The organism is Acinetobacter sp. FL (genome assembly GCF_040744925.1).
GTDB lineage: Bacteria > Pseudomonadota > Gammaproteobacteria > Pseudomonadales > Moraxellaceae > Acinetobacter > Acinetobacter radioresistens.
The window spans coordinates 2,481,782-2,498,712 of sequence record NZ_CP160437.1; the positions used below are offsets into that span (position 1 = coordinate 2,481,782).

Genomic DNA, 16,931 nt, shown 5'->3' on the forward strand with positions numbered 1-16,931 from the left:
TAAAGTGATTTTTTCAGACTGAATCATGACCATGCTTCCCCCCTCTCAATATATTTTTCCTGATCCTATAGAAGCCGATCCTGAAGGCGAAGGCCTCATATGTATTGGGGCTGACCTCTCTCCATCTACTTTATTAGAAGCTTACACACATGGGTTATTTCCCTGGTTTAATGCAGGTGAACCTATTTGCTGGTGGTCACCAGAACCACGCTGTGTAATTTATCCAGAACATTATAAACCGAGCAAATCTTTACTACGGAGTATGAAAAAGTACGACTATCACATCACGGTCAATCAGGCCTTTGAACAGGTTATTTCCTCATGTGCCCTACCGCGTAGCTATAGTGAAGAGACGTGGATTTCCAAACAAATTATCCAAGGCTACTGCAACCTGTTCAATGCAGGTTTTGGTTATAGTGTTGAAGTCTGGGACGATACAAAGTTGGTAGGAGGCCTGTATGGGGTCACCATTGGCAAAGGCTGTTTCGGTGAATCGATGTTCAGTACCCGCACTGATGTTTCAAAAATGGCTTTTTATAGCCTCATGTTAATTGCAAAGGAGAATAATTTACCTTGGGTCGACTGCCAGCTGGTAAATGAACATCTGCTTAGCTTGGGTGCCTGTACAGTTTCTCGGCAGGATTATCTTAAATCGTTACAAGATGTAATTATTCAACCTGCTATCGATTGGAAAAAGTATCAGGAGCGTGTATTTTCAAGTGAAACAGTTGCACTTAATAGCCGCCTGAGCGAATGATAATAATGAGGGACCATGTATGAAATCTTATCACCCTAAGTCCCTGTTAAATGACTTGCAGTACTATATTACACCACCACATGACTGTAGTTATCTAGAAAAGAAATCTGCACGCATGGTCTTTCTGGACCCTGTTCATCGTATTGACGTAGAAACATTGTCTGAACTTTCTCGGCTAGGCTTCCGACGTAGTGGCGACTTTATCTATCGTCCAGAATGCCATCTGTGCCGGCAATGCCTTTCCTGTCGGGTCCCTGTAAATGCTTTTCAAATGAACAGCAGCCAGAAAAAAGCATGGAAGCGTAACCAGAATTTACGCATGAATATTATTTCAACCCGTGATGCAACCTGGCAGCATTATGCACTGTATGAGCGCTATATTTTGGCACGTCATGCTGATGGAGACATGTATCCACCCAGTCAAGACCAGTTTGAAAAATTCTTGGTACATAGCTGTACAGAAAGCTTCTTTCTTGAGCTGTGGAAGGATGAACAGCTCATCAGCGTTTCTACATGTGATCCGCTGGATGATGGTATTTCAGCGGTTTATACTTTTTTTGATCCTGATGAAAACCGTCGCTCCCTAGGAGTATTTGCAATTTTAAAGCAGATTGAATATGTAAAAATGCTAGGTCTAGATTACATTTACCTCGGTTACTGGGTACCACATTCAGCTAAAATGAACTATAAATCCCAATATACCCCATTAGAAATTTTACTAGATGGACAGTGGCGGCATTTGAACCGATCCTTAAACGCTGAAGAGATTCATGCGCTGGGTGATTCGCTCCTCACCACCCTTCCTTCGGGCTGGAATCAGCTGATTGTTAAATAAATCAGTTTGACTTAGCGAAATAACTGGCTGAAATCCTCACTACAAGACTTGACCATGATAATGGCATGTTCACGTCCTCCATTCGGTCCAGGATAATAATTACGTCGCTGATCAATTTGATGAAAGCCGCTCTTTTCATAAAGTGCAATGGCAGCTGTGTTGCTTTCACGTACTTCCAGAAAAATTTGTACAGGCATATTTTCTAAAAGTGAAATTGATTGCTCAAGCAGGGTATAACCTAGTCCTTTACCTTGCCAGGAAGGATGAATAGCCATTAATAACAGGTTAGCTTCATCTAGAACGGGCTGTAGAATACAGAAGCCGATAACCTGACCTTGCAGCTCGTATACAGTACACAGATAACTTTGTAATGCCTCTTCGAATAATCGAAAAGACCACGGGTGAGTCTGAACCTGTTTTTCAATCTCAGTCACCTGAGGCAGGTCAGATTTTTGCATTAAGCGGATCATATACAACAGGGCTTTTATAGCTATCCAACTTGCATTATAAGAATTGTTTATGAAAAATCGAGAATAAAAAAGGACAATTTAAATTGTCCCTTTTCTTATATACTTTTAGAAACCTAGTTTATTACGCCATTTTTCTAAAAGAGCTGTGGTATCTGTATCATTTGGATGAAATTTTGGTCTTAAAAAGTCTGCCAGTTCAGGAATTTGTCGAGTTATAAAACCCTTACGGCCATACATAAATTTCAGCATATATCTGGTATCTTTCCAGGTTAGTTTTTTATCTGCGCTTAAGAGACGCACAGTAAAATATGACTGTGTAAAGAAAATCAGCGTTAAGGCAATGATTAGCGCCGAAGAGCGCATAAAATAAGCCTTAGGCCCTTGCCCATACATTGCTGTATAAACATCAAAGGCTACAGCTTTATGCTCATTTTCCTCTATGGCATGCCACATCCAGAGTTTATACATGGTCTCATCATTAAATAAGGCCTGCACATCTGCATTCTGCAACAGCTCAGCCGCAATAGTGGCAGTAAAATGTTCAAGAGCACATGTACCTGTTAAATCAACCATTTCCTTGGTGTAACCGAACGGTTTCATCAGACGGTATACAACTTCCGTACCTACTTTAAGTACTTGCCCTGTCTGCTCTTCCATTTTACGTACATCATAACCATAAGCCTGAGCAGAAGCATTAAAGGCAAGATGCTCCTTAGAATGCATAGCTTCTTGCCCGATAAAAGCACTAATCTCTTTTTGAAGTGCTGGATCTGAGAGTTTAGGGTTTTGACGCACCGCACGGGTACTATCTACAAAAAATTTTTCACCCTCTGGAAACAGTGCAGATAAAGCTGTCATAAAATGGGTTATACCGGCATCGCCGCTCGCCCAGTAACGTGGAACCTGATTAAATTCAAAGTCCATACGACGTACAGGAAAGCTAGCACCGGCACGATTTGAAATATTTACTTTAGCATTCATTAGGGTTACTCCTCGCAAGTGAGCAATTCGCTAGCTTGCTTTTATTTTTTGATTTCTTATTTCTTATCATACGTTTTTTTTATTGTGCTATAAGGGCAGATAAGGACATAGAATTATCAGTTAAGGACAGCTGATATTTATTTTTGTCTGACAATTTTATAAAGTTATTTAGATATATATTTATATAAATAAAAAAAGCGCCCTAAAAGGACGCTTTTTTTTGACACAGTAAAGTGATTATGCAGTTACTTTCGCAACAACACCAGCACCTACTGTACGACCACCTTCACGAATCGCAAAACGCAGACCAGCGTCCATCGCAATCGGGTGGATCAGCTCAACTGACATCTCAACGTTGTCACCTGGCATAACCATTTCCACGCCTTCTTTCAGCTGGATCGCACCAGTTACGTCAGTTGTACGGAAGTAGAACTGTGGACGGTAACCATTCAGGAATGGAGTGTGACGACCACCTTCTTCTTTAGAAAGTACATATACTTCTGCATCGAATTTAGTGTGCGGCTTGATTGTACCTGGTTTAGCCAGTACCTGACCACGCTGAACGTCTTCACGTTTAGTACCACGTAGCAGAACACCACAGTTCTCGCCTGCACGACCTTCGTCAAGCAGTTTACGGAACATTTCTACACCCGTTACAGTCGTTTTAACTGTATCTTTGATACCAACGATTTCAACTTCTTCGCCGACTTTAACAATACCAGACTCAACACGGCCAGTAACTACTGTACCACGACCTGAAATTGAGAATACGTCTTCGATTGGCATCAGGAATGCTTTGTCGATTGCACGTTCTGGTTCTGGAATGTAAGTGTCAAGCGCTTCAACCAGAGCAAGAACTGCAGACTCGCCATACTGACCGTCGTTGCCGTTCAGTGCTTGAAGAGCTGAACCACGGATGATTGGAGTGTCATCACCTGGGAAGTCATAAGTAGACAGAAGTTCACGAACTTCCATTTCTACCAGTTCAAGTAACTCTTCGTCATCAACAAGGTCACATTTGTTCAGGAACACGATGATGTAAGGTACACCAACCTGACGAGAAAGCAGGATGTGTTCACGAGTCTGTGGCATTGGGCCATCAGTTGCTGCACATACAAGGATCGCGCCGTCCATCTGAGCAGCACCAGTGATCATGTTTTTAACATAGTCAGCGTGGCCCGGGCAGTCTACGTGAGCGTAGTGACGAGTTGGAGAGTCATATTCTACGTGTGAAGTATTAATGGTAATACCACGCGCTTTTTCTTCTGGTGCAGAGTCAATTGCTGCGTAATCTTTCGCTTCACCGCCGTAAGTTTTTGCACAGATTGTTGCAATCGCAGCGGTTAAAGTTGTTTTACCATGGTCAACGTGACCGATTGTGCCCACGTTTACGTGTGGCTTATTACGTTCAAACTTGGCTTTAGCCATGATGATCTTCCTTTATTAACTACTCATGGAGGGTCACCCCATGAGCACTTGGTTTTTAACTAAGAATTAGTTTGGGCTTATAGTAATCGAAAGATTACTCGTCGTCACCTTTTTTACCGCCAGATTGGAATTTGCTGATGATGCCTTCAGCCACGTTACGTGGAGTTTCAGCATATTTAGCGAATTCCATTGAGTATGTTGCACGGCCTTGAGACATAGAACGCATTTGAGTCGCGTAACCAAACATCTCAGCCAGTGGAACTTCTGCACGGATAGCTTTAGTACCGCCAGGTAAGTCGTCCATACCCTGAACCATACCACGACGACGGTTCAAGTCGCCCATGATGTCGCCCATGTAGTCTTCTGGAGTTTCTACTTCAACTTTCATGATAGGTTCAAGAAGAACAGGATCTGCTTTCATGAAACCGTCACGGAAGGCATAAGAACCTGCCATTTTGAACGATAATTCGTCAGAGTCGACATCGTGGTAAGAACCATCAAATAGTGTCGCTTTAATACCCACAACAGGGTAACCAGCCAGTACACCATTCTTCATACGTTCTTGAATACCTTTGTCAACTGCACCGAAGAATTCTTTAGGTACTACACCACCAACAACTTCTTCAGCGAATTCGTATTCTTTACCAGCTTCGTCAACATCAATAGGCTCAAGACGGACATATACATGACCGAATTTACCTTTACCACCTGTTTGACGTACGAATTTACCTTCTTGCTCAACAGTCTTTTTGATTGTTTCGCGGTAAGCAACCATTGGTTTACCAATATTCGCTTCAACACCGAATTCACGCTTCATACGGTCAACGATGATGTCAAGGTGAAGCTCACCCATACCAGCAATAATGGTCTGACCTGATTCTTCATCAGTACGAACACGGAACGATGGATCTTCTTTCGCCAGACGACCTAAAGCAATTGACATTTTTTCTTGGTCAGCTTTAGTTTTTGGCTCAACAGCCAATGAAATTACTGGCTCTGGGAATTCCATACGCTCAAGCGTAATGATGTTTTTCTCATCACACAGAGTATCACCTGTAGTTACGTCTTTCAGGCCTACACATGCTGCGATATCACCTGCACGGATCTCATCAAGATCCTGACGCTCATTGGCATGCATCTGCACGATACGGCCAATACGTTCACGCTTAGATTTAACCGGGTTGTATACAGGATCGCCCTGTTTTAATACACCAGAATAAACACGAACGAAGGTCAGGTTACCTACGAATTTGTCATTCATGATTTTGAATGCAAGCGCAGAGAACGGTGCTTCATCAGATGCTTCACGAGTCGCTTCTGTTTCAGCTTTATCGTCAAGAATACCCTTGATCGCTTCAACGTCAGTAGGAGCAGGCAAGAACTCAATTACTGCATCCAACATACGTTGAACACCTTTGTTCTTGAATGCAGAACCGCAAAGCATAGGTTGAATTTCAGATGCTAATGTACGGGCACGTAAACCTTTCTTGATGTCTTCTTTAGAAAGATCACCTTCTTCCAGGTATTTGTCCATTAACTCTTCTGAAGCTTCAGCAGCGGCTTCAACCATGTTTACACGCCATTCTTCAGCCAGATCTTGAAGATCAGCTGGAATTTCGCCGTATTCAAACTGCATGCCTTGAGACGCTTCATCCCAGATAATTGACTTCATTTCGATCAAGTCAACAACACCGGTGAAAGTATCTTCAGCACCTACAGGGATTACTACAGGTACTGGATTTGCACCCAAACGTGATTTCATTTGTTCAACAACACGGAAGAAGTTGGCACCAGTACGGTCCATCTTGTTCACGAATGCCAAACGAGGTACTTTATATTTGTTTGCCTGACGCCATACTGTTTCAGACTGAGGCTGTACACCACCTACCGCACAGTACACCATGCATGCACCATCAAGTACACGCATAGAACGTTCAACTTCGATTGTGAAGTCAACGTGTCCCGGGGTATCAATTACGTTGATACGGTGTTGCGGGAATTGGTTACCCATGCCAGACCAGAAACAAGTAGTTGCAGCAGAAGTAATGGTAATACCACGTTCTTGCTCTTGTTCCATCCAGTCCATAGTCGCGGCACCGTCGTGTACCTCACCGATTTTGTGAGAAACACCTGTGTAAAACAAAATACGTTCAGACGTAGTTGTTTTACCTGCGTCAATGTGCGCAGAGATACCAATATTACGGTAACGAGAAATTGGGGTTTGACGAGCCATGATTTCTTGCATTCCTAAATTTTGTTGTTAAAACAGGACGCTTTAAGCTACTTTTGCAACTTAAAGCGAATTGATGACAGATCAATGAAAAACATGCCTATCATCTTCCTGATTAGGGCCTGTTTTAACCGCTTAGAAGCGGTAGTGAGAGAAGGCTTTGTTAGCTTCAGCCATACGGTGCACATCTTCACGTTTTTTGATCGCTGCGCCTTTACCTTCAGCTGCATCTAGCAACTCACCAGCAAGACGTAAAGCCATAGTTTTTTCAGAACGCTTAGCAGCAGCATCTACTAACCAACGCATTGCTAGGGCAGTACGACGGGATGGGCGCACTTCCATAGGTACTTGATAAGTAGCACCACCAACACGGCGTGCTTTTACTTCGACCATAGGGCGAACTTTTTCAAGAGTAGTCTCGAAAAACTCAACCGGATCTACTTTGTTTTTTTCTTGAACGCGGTCTAAAGCACCGTAAACGATACTTTCAGCAATAGATTTTTTACCATCTTGCATTACGTGGTTCATGAATTTAGCGATGGTTTGGCTGCTGAATTTTGGATCCGGAAGGATTTCACGAGCAGCGACTACGCGACGTCTTGGCATTTTAAACTACCTATAAATATGACACTTCAGGTTAATCCAGCAGTAGCACAAAGTGTCGTGTGCATTCGCTGGCCTTACTACACGTCGCTTGAATTTCACAAAAATAAATGCAGAAATCAGACAAGCGAGACGATAAAGGTTTGTGGCTCTATATCCTTAAGAAATTATTTCTTAGGACGTTTAGCACCATATTTAGAACGTGACTGGTTACGATCTTTAACGCCAGCGCAGTCTAAAGAACCACGAACGGTATGGTAACGTACACCTGGTAAGTCTTTAACACGACCACCACGGATCAGAACAACACTGTGCTCTTGCAGGTTATGGCCTTCACCACCGATATAGCTTGATACTTCAAAGCCTGAAGTTAAGCGAACACGGCAAACTTTACGCATTGCTGAGTTAGGTTTTTTAGGTGTAGTTGTATAAACACGTGTACAAACACCACGACGTTGTGGACAAGCCTTCAACGCAGGAACTTTGGATTTCTCAACCAAAGTCGTACGACCCTTGCGGATCAACTGATTTGTTGTTGCCATATGGCAATTCTCCCGTAAATAAAAAACCTCAAAAAAATACCACTTTTTGAGGGCATGCAATTGTAAGCCAAGACACAAAAATGGTCAACATTTGATGCCATAACAAATGTTGACCAAGTACCTGACAAAGCTTATTTATCAAGCTTTTATGTTTTTAGCCTATTTTTTTGAAGAAGACTTTTTTGTAACTGCTTCTTTAGCTTCTGTAGAAGAGTTTGTAGTGTCACTAGTTTCAACTTTAACCTGATCAACAGGCTTATCTATTGCTTCTTCGGCTGCAAGTTTAGCCTGATTGCTAGCAACCAGTTCTTCCTCATCAACTACCGGGTTATCTTCATCTAATGGCACAGCAGTTTTTTGAGGCTCTACTGCTTCATGAGGCTCCACCATATCTTCCGCCAAGCTTTCGATATCTTGCTGAACTTCCTGCTCAATATCAGCTTCTGTCTTTTTCTCTTCTTCAGAAGGTTTTTTCTGAACTTTCACCTTGGCAATCGTGTCATGGTCTTTAAGCTCAACTTCTTTTACCTTATCAAGATTGACCTGTTCCGGCTGTTCAATTTTTTCTGGTTTGGCAGAAACCGCAGGACTTGCCTGCTCTAAGGCTTTTTCTGAACGGTTAAATGCTTCCAGAGGTGAAAGTGAAGAGTCATTATGCTGCTCTAGATAAGATCGTGCTTCAGCAAATGCTGTCTGTGCCTTTTGGCTGGCCTCTTCAACCAGTTTCCAGCTATAGATTGCGCCAACTGTTGCACCAGCCAAAGGGGTAAGTTTGGTCAATATAGATAGCTTAGAAAGAACGGAAGGATTATCTTGTTGCTGACCATCCTGCCCTAGCCATTTTTTAAGCATTTCAAAATCATTACTCGACCCTAACAGCTGCTGTAACTGTGAAACATCATTATTTTGCAGCATACCGCTCACAGCTTTAAGACCCATCAGTATTGCCTGTTTTTCAGCAATTAAACCCATGTCAATCTGTCGCAGCACATGCTGTACAATTTCCTGATCTTCTTTCAAATCGAAGCCATGCGCCCGTCCGGTCTGGTAAATGGTTCTAAGAGCTAACGCTAGAGATGCTGGTACATCAACCGCAGCCCCTACAATACCGGTTGCACCGCTGACCGCGCCCTGGACTGATGCAATCCATTTATTCTGCTCTGCCAGAGCCTGACTTAAACGTTTTGAACGTTTAGGATCTTTTTCGAGTTCTTCAAGTTTACTGGCACCTGCCTCGCTTAAAATGGCTTCCACCGAACTGAGTTGTGAACTGAGTTCACTCAGACATTCAAACATATAATCAGAGATTTTGTTGCTGACTTCAGGAGGAATAAAATTAGCAACACCATTAAAACGGTTGTAATGACGACCTAATAGTTGACGTGACATTTTGGGAACATAATCACGTAAAATATGCTGTGGATGATCATCAGGACTAGCTTCCATTGGACTTTTTACACGAGCAGAGCCTTCTATAACCTGATTCTGATCTGTCTGTCCATTCTGCTTAGTGGCACCGCCAGGCGTTGCTTGATTCAGCATATCCAAACCTGTAGAACTGAGCTTTTTAGCCACTTTCACAGCACTGGAAATAAAACCTGCTGACTGATTATTATTAGTATTCGTCATCAATCTCCCCTCTTCATTCAGTTAGTTATTTGATAGTAAATACTAGGTGTAGTGAAGATTTAACACAATTCTAAAGTGTTTCTTTTAGTTATAAGCAGGTAACTCAAAGCATGCTATGTGCAACTCGTGTATAGCTTGCAATACGCATAGGATTTGCCATAAGAAAACAAAAACCTTTCTGTTATTATGAGTTCAATTTGAAAGATGAGTAGCGTAGCGCATCCGGCATAACCCCGCTCCTGCCAGAGTGTCCAAGCCAAGCTCATAACCTCACCATAAAGGGAACTGTAGATGAAACGTGTTGTAATCACTGGTATGGGTATCAACTCATGCATTGGTAATACTTTAGAAGATGTTACTCACTCTTTACAAAACGGCATTTCAGGAACACGTTTTAATCCAACTTATGCTGAACTTAATTTCAAAAGTCATGTAAGTGCAGCTGCAGAACAGAACTTTGACAATATTGACCGTAAACTGAAACGTTTTATGGGCGTATGTGCGATGTATGCTTATAACTCGGCTGTGGCTGCAGTAGAAAATGCGGGCCTTCAGGTAGAAGATCTCGCTGGCAATCCACGCTATGGCATTGCGGGTGGCTCTGGCGGCAACTCAACAGCTTCTGTAGTTGAAATGACCAAGTTACTAGAAGAAAAAGGCGCACGTAAAATCGGACCTTTTTTTGTGCCACGCAATATGAGTAATACCATTACTGCTAACGTAGGTGTTGCATTCAAACTTCAAGGTATGGCGCACTCTATTACCAGCGCCTGTGCTACTTCTGCTGATGCAATTGGGTATGCCTATAATCTGATTCAGCTAGGCAAACAGGACCTAATGCTGGCAGGTGGCGGTGAAGAAGATCACTGGTCTCAAAGCCTGTTATTTGATGCTATGGGCGCATTGTCTTCAAAATATAATGACACACCAGAAAAAGCTTCACGCCCATATTCAGCTGATCGTGATGGCTTTGTCATTGCAGGTGGCGGTGGTTTTGTTGTTTTAGAATCTCTTGAGCACGCTCAGGCTCGTGGTGCCAAAATTCTTGCTGAAGTGGTTGCATATGCAGCCAATTCTGATGGTGCGGACATGGTAGCGCCAAGTGGTGAAGGTGCAACCCGCTGTATTTTAATGGCGCTTGAAGAAGCCAAGCAGCATGGTATAGAAAGCATCGATTATGTGAATACTCATGGGACATCAACACCTGCCGGCGATGTAACCGAGCTTAAAGCAATGGAACGCGCTTTTGGCGAAGGCCATGTACCAGCAGTCAGCTCAACCAAGTCCATGACTGGTCACAGTCTGGGGGCAGCAGGAGTACATGAGGCAATCTATTCTGTTTTAATGATGCAGAATGACTTCATTGCTCCCAACATTAACGTGACCGAACTGGATGAAGGCGCTAAACCATTTGATATTGTGCTTGAAAAACGTGATGCGAAACTAAATACTGTAATGAGTAACAGTTTTGGTTTTGGCGGCGTCAATGCCTGCCTGATTTTCAAGAAATGGGATAATTGATGAATGCACCTTCTGATGCTTTCTTTTGGATAAAGGCTTTACATATTATTGCCGTGGTATGCTGGTTTGCTGCTCTGTTCTATCTACCACGTCTTTATGTTTATCATGCCATGAGTGATGATACAGTCAGTCATCAGCGCTTTGAAGTAATGGAGCGCAAGTTGTACCGCGGAATTATGTGGCCTGCAATGATAGCCACCCTGATTACAGCACACTTTCTGGTGGACTGGGGGGATCAGTTTTATCATTACCATGAAGCTTCATGGTTTTATCTAAAAGTAGCATTAGTCGGTTTACTGGTCATTTACCATTTTTTTTGTGGCTATTACCGTAAAAAACTGATCGGAAATGCATATTACAAAACACATAAGTTCTGGCGTTTTTTTAATGAAATGCCGACCCTTTTACTGTTTGCTATTGTCATTCTGGTAGTGGTCAAGCCCTTTTAATTATCAATAACCGAAAAAGCCCCAGATTCGGGGCTTTTTTATTTGTCTCAGCTTTTTAAATTTATTTATGTATAAGACCTTTAAACTATATAAATATAAAATTAAAAACTGATCTTCATATTTATTAGTTTAGCCTACTTAAAATTGCCGGTAATGTATCAAAACTTTTTATCATATATTGAGGCTGTGCCTGCATGAGCTCTTCTGCTGAACCGTAACCATACTCGACCGCAATTGTATTTATGCCATTATGACGCGCCCCTAAAATATCATACTCACGATCTCCGACCATTAAACACTCCTGTGGCCTAAGTTGCTCCTGCTGCAAAATGAAAGCAATTAATTCTGCTTTGTTTGTGCGCTCACCACTCAACTCGCTTCCATAAATTTGAGTAAAATAATCTGCGAGCTGAAAATGTTCCAAAATTTGTCTGGCATAGATAGCAGGTTTTGCTGTGGCAAGAAATAATTGATACCCCTGCTCTTGGAGATATCCGAGAGTTTCTGGCACAGCCGGATAAACTTTATTTTCAAAAAGTCCGACTACAGAAAAACGCTCCCGATACCCCAGCAAAGCCTGCTCAGCAAGTTGTTCATCTCCATTATCAAGCAGCTTAACAAAAGATGCTTTTAACGGCGGCCCAATGGTCCAGTCAATATCCAGATCGGGCTTTAGGGGATAACCCAGTTTTTCCATGGCATAGCGGATGCAAGTATGTATTCCCACCTTAGGATCAGTCAGGGTGCCATCAAGGTCAATCAGCAGATTCTTTATAGTCATGTTGCACAGTCATTCAGTAGGTTTAACGCGGGATTAAGGTCGAGAGATGAAGTAAACTATTCTATACTAGCGTAATTTGCATTAAATAAGGATACGGCAGTGCGTCCTACAGTTCTTTGTTTTTCCGGACTTGATCCTTCAGGCGGCGCAGGTCTGCAGGCTGATATTGAAGCAATTGGGCAAAGTGGTGCACATGCTGCAATTGCCTGTACTGCTCTAACCATACAGAACTCTCAACAAGTATTCGGTTTTGAGGCAAGTTCACGAGAATTATTACTAGCGCAGGCCAATGCAGTAGTCGGTGACCTACCTATCCGATGTGTAAAATCTGGCATGTTGGGTACTACAGAAAATATTAGCGCGCTGGCCGAATTTTTAAGAACTCACCCGGATTATCAATATGTGCTTGATCCGGTACTGGTGGCCAATAGTGGCGGTTCACTTGGTAATCAGGAAACTTTAGTTAAAGCATTTATGGAGCTTATTCCTCTGGCCAGCATTCTAACCCCTAACACAGTCGAACTGCGGGCTTTAACTGGTTTTGACGACCTGGAAACTGCCACCCAAAAGCTGTTTGAAATGGGTGCAAAAGCCGTTCTGGTTAAAGGTGGGCATGAGAATACCCCAGACTATATTCGTAATGCACTTTATATTCAGGGTGAAATGGTGGCAGAAAGCCACTGTCCACGATTACAAGGTGAATATCATGGTTCTGGCTGTTCACTGGCAAGCTTTATCGCAGGACGCTTAGCATTAGGAGATGAGCTGGTTCAGGCAGTCCAACATGCAGAAACCTGGCTATTTGGTGTCTTAAAAAATGCAGAAACTCCAGTGCCTGATGGGCAGAAAATACCAAAACGTTTTTAAAATAAAAAGCCCGCTTAATATAGCGGGCTTTTTATTATTGCTTTATCGAGCATACAAACAACAATTTTTGCTTACTCACCCTGTCTATTGGGGAATACGTAAAACCTGACCTGGATAAATATCATCAGCATTTTTTAACAAAGGACGGTTAGCTTCAAAAATTTTATTATATTGATTAGCATCACCATAAAATTCTTTAGAGATTTTAGAGAGAGAATCCCCAGACTTTACAGTATAGAATTTGCTTTGCGGTTCAGGTGTAGCAACTGTCATCTGATCATCTACTTGAGCCACATGATCAATATTACCGACGGCCAGAATAATTTTCTCACGGTCTGCCTGACTTTTCACCTGGCCTTTGATTGTAGCCAAATCAGTATTACTGTTATAACTGACTGACAGACCTTCTACACCAAGCCCCAGACTCTTTACATGAGCCAGTAACTGATTCGCGATCTGTTGTGCTGAAGGTTCTGCAGCCTTAGGTGGAGCCTGTGGAGCCACTTGAGGGGCAGAATTAGCAGGTGTAGCAGCTTGATGCTGTTCTATCTTTGCTTCATTCTTTTTACCAATACCTTTTACAAAGTCAAAAAGTCCCATCGTTCTACTCCATGTTAGTGGATGAATATTGTGTATTGCTATCTTATTTTTATACCGAACAATTTAAGGTACTTAAGTTTTATTTCGGCTGTAAACAGTAAACTTATGTAAGACTTACTACGCTCTATTTATTCCCTATTAGTCTTTTGTTTCAATTAAGGATGAAATAAAAAAAGCCACCCTTGAGGTGGCTTTTTATCAACACATGCTAAAAGATAACTTACTGAGCAAGTTTCTTGGTAACATAATCAATTGCTGATTGAACAGTAGTGATTTCGTTAGAATCTTCATCAGGAATAGTAATGTCAAAATCATTTTCAAAAGACATCACAAGTTCAACCAGGTCCAGAGAATCTGCACCCAAGTCATCCATGAAAGATGCTTCATTTTTAATTTCTTCAGCACGCATACCGAGTTGTTCTGCTACAGCCTGTTTTACGCGTTGTTCGATATCGCTCACAGGAATTCTCCTCATTGCTTGTGGCGTTTTTAATTGCCGTTAGTTTAATTGAATATCAATTATTTTAAAAGTTTATCCAACAGCCTTAAGCCATGTATAAACCACCATTTACGTGTAAAACTGTACCAGTAATGTAACTTGCTTTTTCACTAGCCAAGAAACTTACTGCATTAGCGATATCTTGTGGCTCACCTAAACGTTGCAGTGCCACTTGATCACTCATTTTCTTACGTATTTCTTCGCTCAACTGCTCTGTCATTTCCGTTGCTATAAAGCCAGGCGCCACACAGTTTACTGTAATCTGGCGGCTACCCATTTCTTTTGCCAGCGAGCGGCTAAATGCCTCAATACCAGCTTTTGCAGCAGAATAGTTGGCCTGCCCCGGATTCGCAAAATGAGCTACCACTGAACTGATATTGATGATGCGACCAAAACGGGCACGTGTCATGCCTTTTAATACACGTTTAGATAGACGATAAACAGCTTTTAAATGAATATTTAAGATGTCATCCCAGTCATCTTCTGACATACGCAGCAATAAATTATCTTTAGTAATACCGGCATTATTGACCAGAATCAGAACTGGACCATATTTCTGCTCAATTTCAGTTACCACAGTATCAATTGCATCGGCACTACGTACATCCAGCACTGCTCCAGCACCTTGTTCTGCAAAGTCTTGGGTCAGCTTTTGAGCACCTGCTTCCGAAGTTGCAGTGCCCACAACAAAATAACCGTCTTGAATAAGTTGTTGAGCAATGGCCGCACCAATGCCCCGGCTTGCACCTGTAACCAGAGCAACCTTACGTTCTTGTGTCATGCGATTTTCCCTTCTGCCACTAAAACGGCATTTAATGCATCTTCCATACGACCTTTAGTGTCGAGTGGAAATGCTTTTTCAATATTCGGTAAACGCTTTGCCAGATTTGCCAGTACATTACCCGGACCACATTCTACAACGTACTGGATACCATGATCTTGCAGGTATTGCATAGTTTTGGTCCACTGAACTGACTGGTAAAGTTGTGCAGTTAAAGCTTGACGCAACTGGCCAACATCTGTCGCGATTTCTGCGCTGACATTTTGTATTACAGGTAGCACAGGTAGCTCAATGGCAGTTTGTTCCAATGCTTCTGCAAATTTCTCTGCGGCAGGCTTCATTAATGAACAGTGTGATGGTACAGATACCGGAAGTGCAATTGCCTTGCCTGACTTTTCTTTGGCTTGGGCCATGACGTTACTTACCAGTGCAGCAGTTCCTGCAATGACTACCTGACCTTGTGCATTATAGTTTGCCGCCTCAACCGAACCTTGGCCACCCTGTGAAGCAGTCTGACACAATTCAACCACCTGCTCATCTGCAAGGCCCAGAATTGCTGCCATGGCACCCTCACCTTGAGGTACGGAAGACTGCATCAGTTTTCCGCGCAAATGTACCAGTTTCACCGCATCTGCCAGAGACATCGCTTTTGCAGCCACCAGCGCACTGTATTCTCCCAAAGAGTGACCAGTTAAATACTTCGGTGTTAAGCCACCAAGTTCTAGCCATACACGCCACAAGGCGATACTTGCCGTTAACAGCACCGGTTGAGTATTTTCTGTCTGGTCCAGGCCTTCACCACTTTGTGCAATGTGCCAAAGATCAAAACCCACAGCCTCTGAAGCTTCCGCAAAAGTATCAATCACACCACTAAACTGTTCTGCAAGTTCAGCGAGCATGCCGACTTTTTGTGAGCCCTGACCAGGAAACACAAATGCAGTTTTTGTTGCCTGAGCCACTTGCTCGAGTCGTTTAGCAGACATATAAAAATCCTTTATTTCGTCTTCACTCATTTCCGGTGCAGAAATTTAACATTTAATTCATCGTTTTTTAATTGCGAAATACAACAAAAAAAGGGAGCATACGCTCCCATTTTTTCTATACTTAAGCATGATGCTTAATGCATATTATTGTTCATTATTCAGCATCAGCTGCTTTAGCGAACAATTGGCGACCACGGTAGAAACCGTCTTTAGTCACGTGGTGACGACGATGAGTTTCACCAGTAGCTTGGTCTACAGTTAATGCATTCTCGGTTAAAGCGTCATGTGAACGGCGCATGTCACGGCGAGAGCGACTTTTACGGTTTTGCTGAACGGCCATGATGGCTCCTTACAAAGATCGAAAAAATGGATCAGAACAAAAATTCAGTTGTCTTAACCTGTAAGTATAGCACTTATGAGTTAAGTTTGCCTTTCAAACTTGCCAAAACATCAAACGGATTTTCACGCTTTTCTTCGGCATGCTCTTCGGCAGGTCGATGCTTATGTTCACAAGCGTCATGCTTAGGTGAAAGTGGCACCAACAATAACAGCTCATCCTCAAGCAGAGTGACCAAATCAATCAGGGCAGGTGCATCAGGATCACCTTTGATCAAAGCTTCACTCTCAGCTAGAACGATGTAATCAGCATCCTCATCCAAGCGCTCTATCAGTGACTCATCATCCAGTAACGCGATATGAAAGTCTGAAACAAGTGAAATTTCCACCGGTTCCAGACAACGCTGGCATTCCATTGGAACTTTCGTTTCAACATGACCATCAAACCACGCGACACGATGATACGCATCCATTGATAGCTTACAGTCTATAGAGACCAGTTGATGATCAATTGGTCCAACAGCTTCACGAGCAATACGAACAAAGCGAGACAATGGCAGGGTACCTGACCATGTAAAGCCTTGTTCAGCCCATTTAAACGGCTCAATCTGTGCCGGAAAGGTATTTGCTGACATAATT

The 16,931-nt window shown here is 42.6% G+C and carries 19 protein-coding genes; 5 read left to right on the top strand and 14 right to left on the bottom strand.

The window, feature by feature from the left end:
- Positions 1-25: 25 nt before the first annotated feature.
- Both aat and ABZP31_RS11585 read left to right on the top strand, forming a co-directional pair.
- Positions 26-757: a leucyl/phenylalanyl-tRNA--protein transferase gene (gene aat / locus ABZP31_RS11580; RefSeq protein ID WP_005027498.1), complete on the top strand. Its 732-nt coding sequence runs from the start codon at positions 26-28 to the stop codon at positions 755-757.
- A gap of 19 nt (positions 758-776) precedes the next feature.
- Entirely contained in the window at positions 777-1,592 is an 816-nt protein-coding gene (locus tag ABZP31_RS11585; RefSeq protein ID WP_005027500.1) for an arginyltransferase, read from the top strand.
- A gap of 11 nt (positions 1,593-1,603) precedes the next feature.
- Here the strand turns inward: ABZP31_RS11585 and rimI are convergent, their stop codons facing one another.
- The 7 genes from rimI to ABZP31_RS11620 form a co-directional block, all read right to left on the bottom strand.
- Entirely contained in the window at positions 1,604-2,062 is a 459-nt protein-coding gene (gene rimI / locus ABZP31_RS11590) for a ribosomal protein S18-alanine N-acetyltransferase (RefSeq protein ID WP_005027502.1), read from the bottom strand.
- Positions 2,063-2,167: 105 nt separating this feature from the next.
- Positions 2,168-3,043 (bottom strand): metal-dependent hydrolase, encoded by an 876-nt coding sequence (locus tag ABZP31_RS11595; RefSeq protein WP_005406897.1) that lies wholly within the window; start codon positions 3,041-3,043, stop codon positions 2,168-2,170.
- 237 nt (positions 3,044-3,280) lie between these two features.
- Complete coding sequence (tuf, locus tag ABZP31_RS11600) at positions 3,281-4,471, bottom strand: elongation factor Tu (RefSeq protein WP_005017071.1); 1,191 nt, start codon at positions 4,469-4,471, stop codon at positions 3,281-3,283.
- A gap of 94 nt (positions 4,472-4,565) precedes the next feature.
- Entirely contained in the window at positions 4,566-6,704 is a 2,139-nt protein-coding gene (fusA, locus tag ABZP31_RS11605) for an elongation factor G (RefSeq protein WP_005027507.1), read from the bottom strand.
- A 132-nt stretch (positions 6,705-6,836) separates the two neighbouring features.
- Complete coding sequence (gene rpsG, locus ABZP31_RS11610; protein ID WP_004655203.1) at positions 6,837-7,307, bottom strand: 30S ribosomal protein S7; 471 nt, start codon at positions 7,305-7,307, stop codon at positions 6,837-6,839.
- A gap of 164 nt (positions 7,308-7,471) precedes the next feature.
- Positions 7,472-7,846 carry a 30S ribosomal protein S12 gene (gene rpsL / locus ABZP31_RS11615; RefSeq protein ID WP_000246374.1) on the bottom strand — a complete coding sequence of 125 codons (375 nt, stop codon included), beginning with the start codon at positions 7,844-7,846 and terminating at the stop codon, positions 7,472-7,474.
- A 159-nt stretch (positions 7,847-8,005) separates the two neighbouring features.
- A complete protein-coding gene (locus ABZP31_RS11620; RefSeq protein WP_101235184.1) occupies positions 8,006-9,475 on the bottom strand; it encodes an EcsC family protein in 1,470 nt (489 codons plus the stop codon).
- A 291-nt stretch (positions 9,476-9,766) separates the two neighbouring features.
- Here ABZP31_RS11620 and ABZP31_RS11625 point away from each other — a divergent pair, with 291 nt between their 5' ends.
- Both ABZP31_RS11625 and hemJ read left to right on the top strand, forming a co-directional pair.
- On the top strand, positions 9,767-10,996 hold the full coding sequence (locus ABZP31_RS11625) for a beta-ketoacyl synthase N-terminal-like domain-containing protein (protein WP_005018889.1): 1,230 nt from the start codon (positions 9,767-9,769) through the stop codon (positions 10,994-10,996).
- Entirely contained in the window at positions 10,996-11,445 is a 450-nt protein-coding gene (gene hemJ / locus ABZP31_RS11630; RefSeq protein WP_101235183.1) for a protoporphyrinogen oxidase HemJ, read from the top strand. The genes ABZP31_RS11625 and hemJ overlap by 1 nt, the downstream gene beginning before the upstream one ends.
- 124 nt (positions 11,446-11,569) lie before the next feature.
- On the opposite strand, the gene ABZP31_RS11635 is transcribed toward hemJ, so the two are convergent.
- Positions 11,570-12,226 carry an HAD-IA family hydrolase gene (locus ABZP31_RS11635; protein WP_101235182.1) on the bottom strand — a complete coding sequence of 219 codons (657 nt, stop codon included), beginning with the start codon at positions 12,224-12,226 and terminating at the stop codon, positions 11,570-11,572.
- 99 nt (positions 12,227-12,325) lie between these two features.
- Between ABZP31_RS11635 and ABZP31_RS11640 the strand changes: the two genes are divergently transcribed.
- Complete coding sequence (locus tag ABZP31_RS11640) at positions 12,326-13,093, top strand: hydroxymethylpyrimidine/phosphomethylpyrimidine kinase (protein ID WP_101235181.1); 768 nt, start codon at positions 12,326-12,328, stop codon at positions 13,091-13,093.
- Between the two features lie 84 nt (positions 13,094-13,177).
- Here the strand turns inward: ABZP31_RS11640 and lysM are convergent, their stop codons facing one another.
- The 6 genes from lysM to ABZP31_RS11670 all read right to left on the bottom strand — a co-directional run bounded on the left by lysM (position 13,178) and on the right by ABZP31_RS11670 (position 16,927).
- Entirely contained in the window at positions 13,178-13,693 is a 516-nt protein-coding gene (gene lysM / locus ABZP31_RS11645) for a peptidoglycan-binding protein LysM (RefSeq protein WP_101235180.1), read from the bottom strand.
- Positions 13,694-13,913: 220 nt separating this feature from the next.
- Complete coding sequence (gene acpP / locus ABZP31_RS11650; RefSeq protein ID WP_005018879.1) at positions 13,914-14,153, bottom strand: acyl carrier protein; 240 nt, start codon at positions 14,151-14,153, stop codon at positions 13,914-13,916.
- Between the two features lie 85 nt (positions 14,154-14,238).
- The gene (fabG, locus tag ABZP31_RS11655) at positions 14,239-14,973 is read right to left on the bottom strand and encodes a 3-oxoacyl-ACP reductase FabG (protein ID WP_262475375.1); all 735 of its coding nucleotides are present in this window, start codon (positions 14,971-14,973) and stop codon (positions 14,239-14,241) included.
- A complete protein-coding gene (gene fabD / locus ABZP31_RS11660) occupies positions 14,970-15,956 on the bottom strand; it encodes an ACP S-malonyltransferase (protein ID WP_248134108.1) in 987 nt (328 codons plus the stop codon). The genes fabG and fabD overlap by 4 nt, the downstream gene beginning before the upstream one ends.
- A 154-nt stretch (positions 15,957-16,110) precedes the next feature.
- Positions 16,111-16,296 (bottom strand): 50S ribosomal protein L32, encoded by a 186-nt coding sequence (gene rpmF, locus ABZP31_RS11665; protein WP_000290730.1) that lies wholly within the window; start codon positions 16,294-16,296, stop codon positions 16,111-16,113.
- A 73-nt stretch (positions 16,297-16,369) separates the two neighbouring features.
- Complete coding sequence (locus tag ABZP31_RS11670) at positions 16,370-16,927, bottom strand: YceD family protein (protein WP_005018869.1); 558 nt, start codon at positions 16,925-16,927, stop codon at positions 16,370-16,372.
- Positions 16,928-16,931: the final 4 nt, after the last annotated feature.

Excerpts from the sequence above, each read along its gene's own strand:
- aat (WP_005027498.1), top strand. The coding sequence starts at position 26 with ATGACCATGCTTCCCCCCTCTCAATATATTTTTCCTGATCCTATAGAA.
- ABZP31_RS11620 (WP_101235184.1), bottom strand. The coding sequence starts at position 9,475 with ATGACGAATACTAATAATAATCAGTCAGCAGGTTTTATTTCCAGTGCT.
- rpsG (WP_004655203.1), bottom strand. The coding sequence starts at position 7,307 with ATGCCAAGACGTCGCGTAGTCGCTGCTCGTGAAATCCTTCCGGATCCA.
- lysM (WP_101235180.1), bottom strand. The coding sequence starts at position 13,693 with ATGGGACTTTTTGACTTTGTAAAAGGTATTGGTAAAAAGAATGAAGCA.
- fabD (WP_248134108.1), bottom strand. The coding sequence starts at position 15,956 with ATGTCTGCTAAACGACTCGAGCAAGTGGCTCAGGCAACAAAAACTGCA.
- ABZP31_RS11635 (WP_101235182.1), bottom strand. The coding sequence starts at position 12,226 with ATGACTATAAAGAATCTGCTGATTGACCTTGATGGCACCCTGACTGAT.
- tuf (WP_005017071.1), bottom strand. The coding sequence starts at position 4,471 with ATGGCTAAAGCCAAGTTTGAACGTAATAAGCCACACGTAAACGTGGGC.
- fusA (WP_005027507.1), bottom strand. The coding sequence starts at position 6,704 with ATGGCTCGTCAAACCCCAATTTCTCGTTACCGTAATATTGGTATCTCT.
- rpsL (WP_000246374.1), bottom strand. The coding sequence starts at position 7,846 with ATGGCAACAACAAATCAGTTGATCCGCAAGGGTCGTACGACTTTGGTT.
- rpmF (WP_000290730.1), bottom strand. The coding sequence starts at position 16,296 with ATGGCCGTTCAGCAAAACCGTAAAAGTCGCTCTCGCCGTGACATGCGC.
- ABZP31_RS11625 (WP_005018889.1), top strand. The coding sequence starts at position 9,767 with ATGAAACGTGTTGTAATCACTGGTATGGGTATCAACTCATGCATTGGT.
- ABZP31_RS11585 (WP_005027500.1), top strand. The coding sequence starts at position 777 with ATGAAATCTTATCACCCTAAGTCCCTGTTAAATGACTTGCAGTACTAT.
- hemJ (WP_101235183.1), top strand. The coding sequence starts at position 10,996 with ATGAATGCACCTTCTGATGCTTTCTTTTGGATAAAGGCTTTACATATT.
- rimI (WP_005027502.1), bottom strand. The coding sequence starts at position 2,062 with ATGATCCGCTTAATGCAAAAATCTGACCTGCCTCAGGTGACTGAGATT.
- fabG (WP_262475375.1), bottom strand. The coding sequence starts at position 14,973 with ATGACACAAGAACGTAAGGTTGCTCTGGTTACAGGTGCAAGCCGGGGC.
- ABZP31_RS11670 (WP_005018869.1), bottom strand. The coding sequence starts at position 16,927 with ATGTCAGCAAATACCTTTCCGGCACAGATTGAGCCGTTTAAATGGGCT.
- ABZP31_RS11595 (WP_005406897.1), bottom strand. The coding sequence starts at position 3,043 with ATGAATGCTAAAGTAAATATTTCAAATCGTGCCGGTGCTAGCTTTCCT.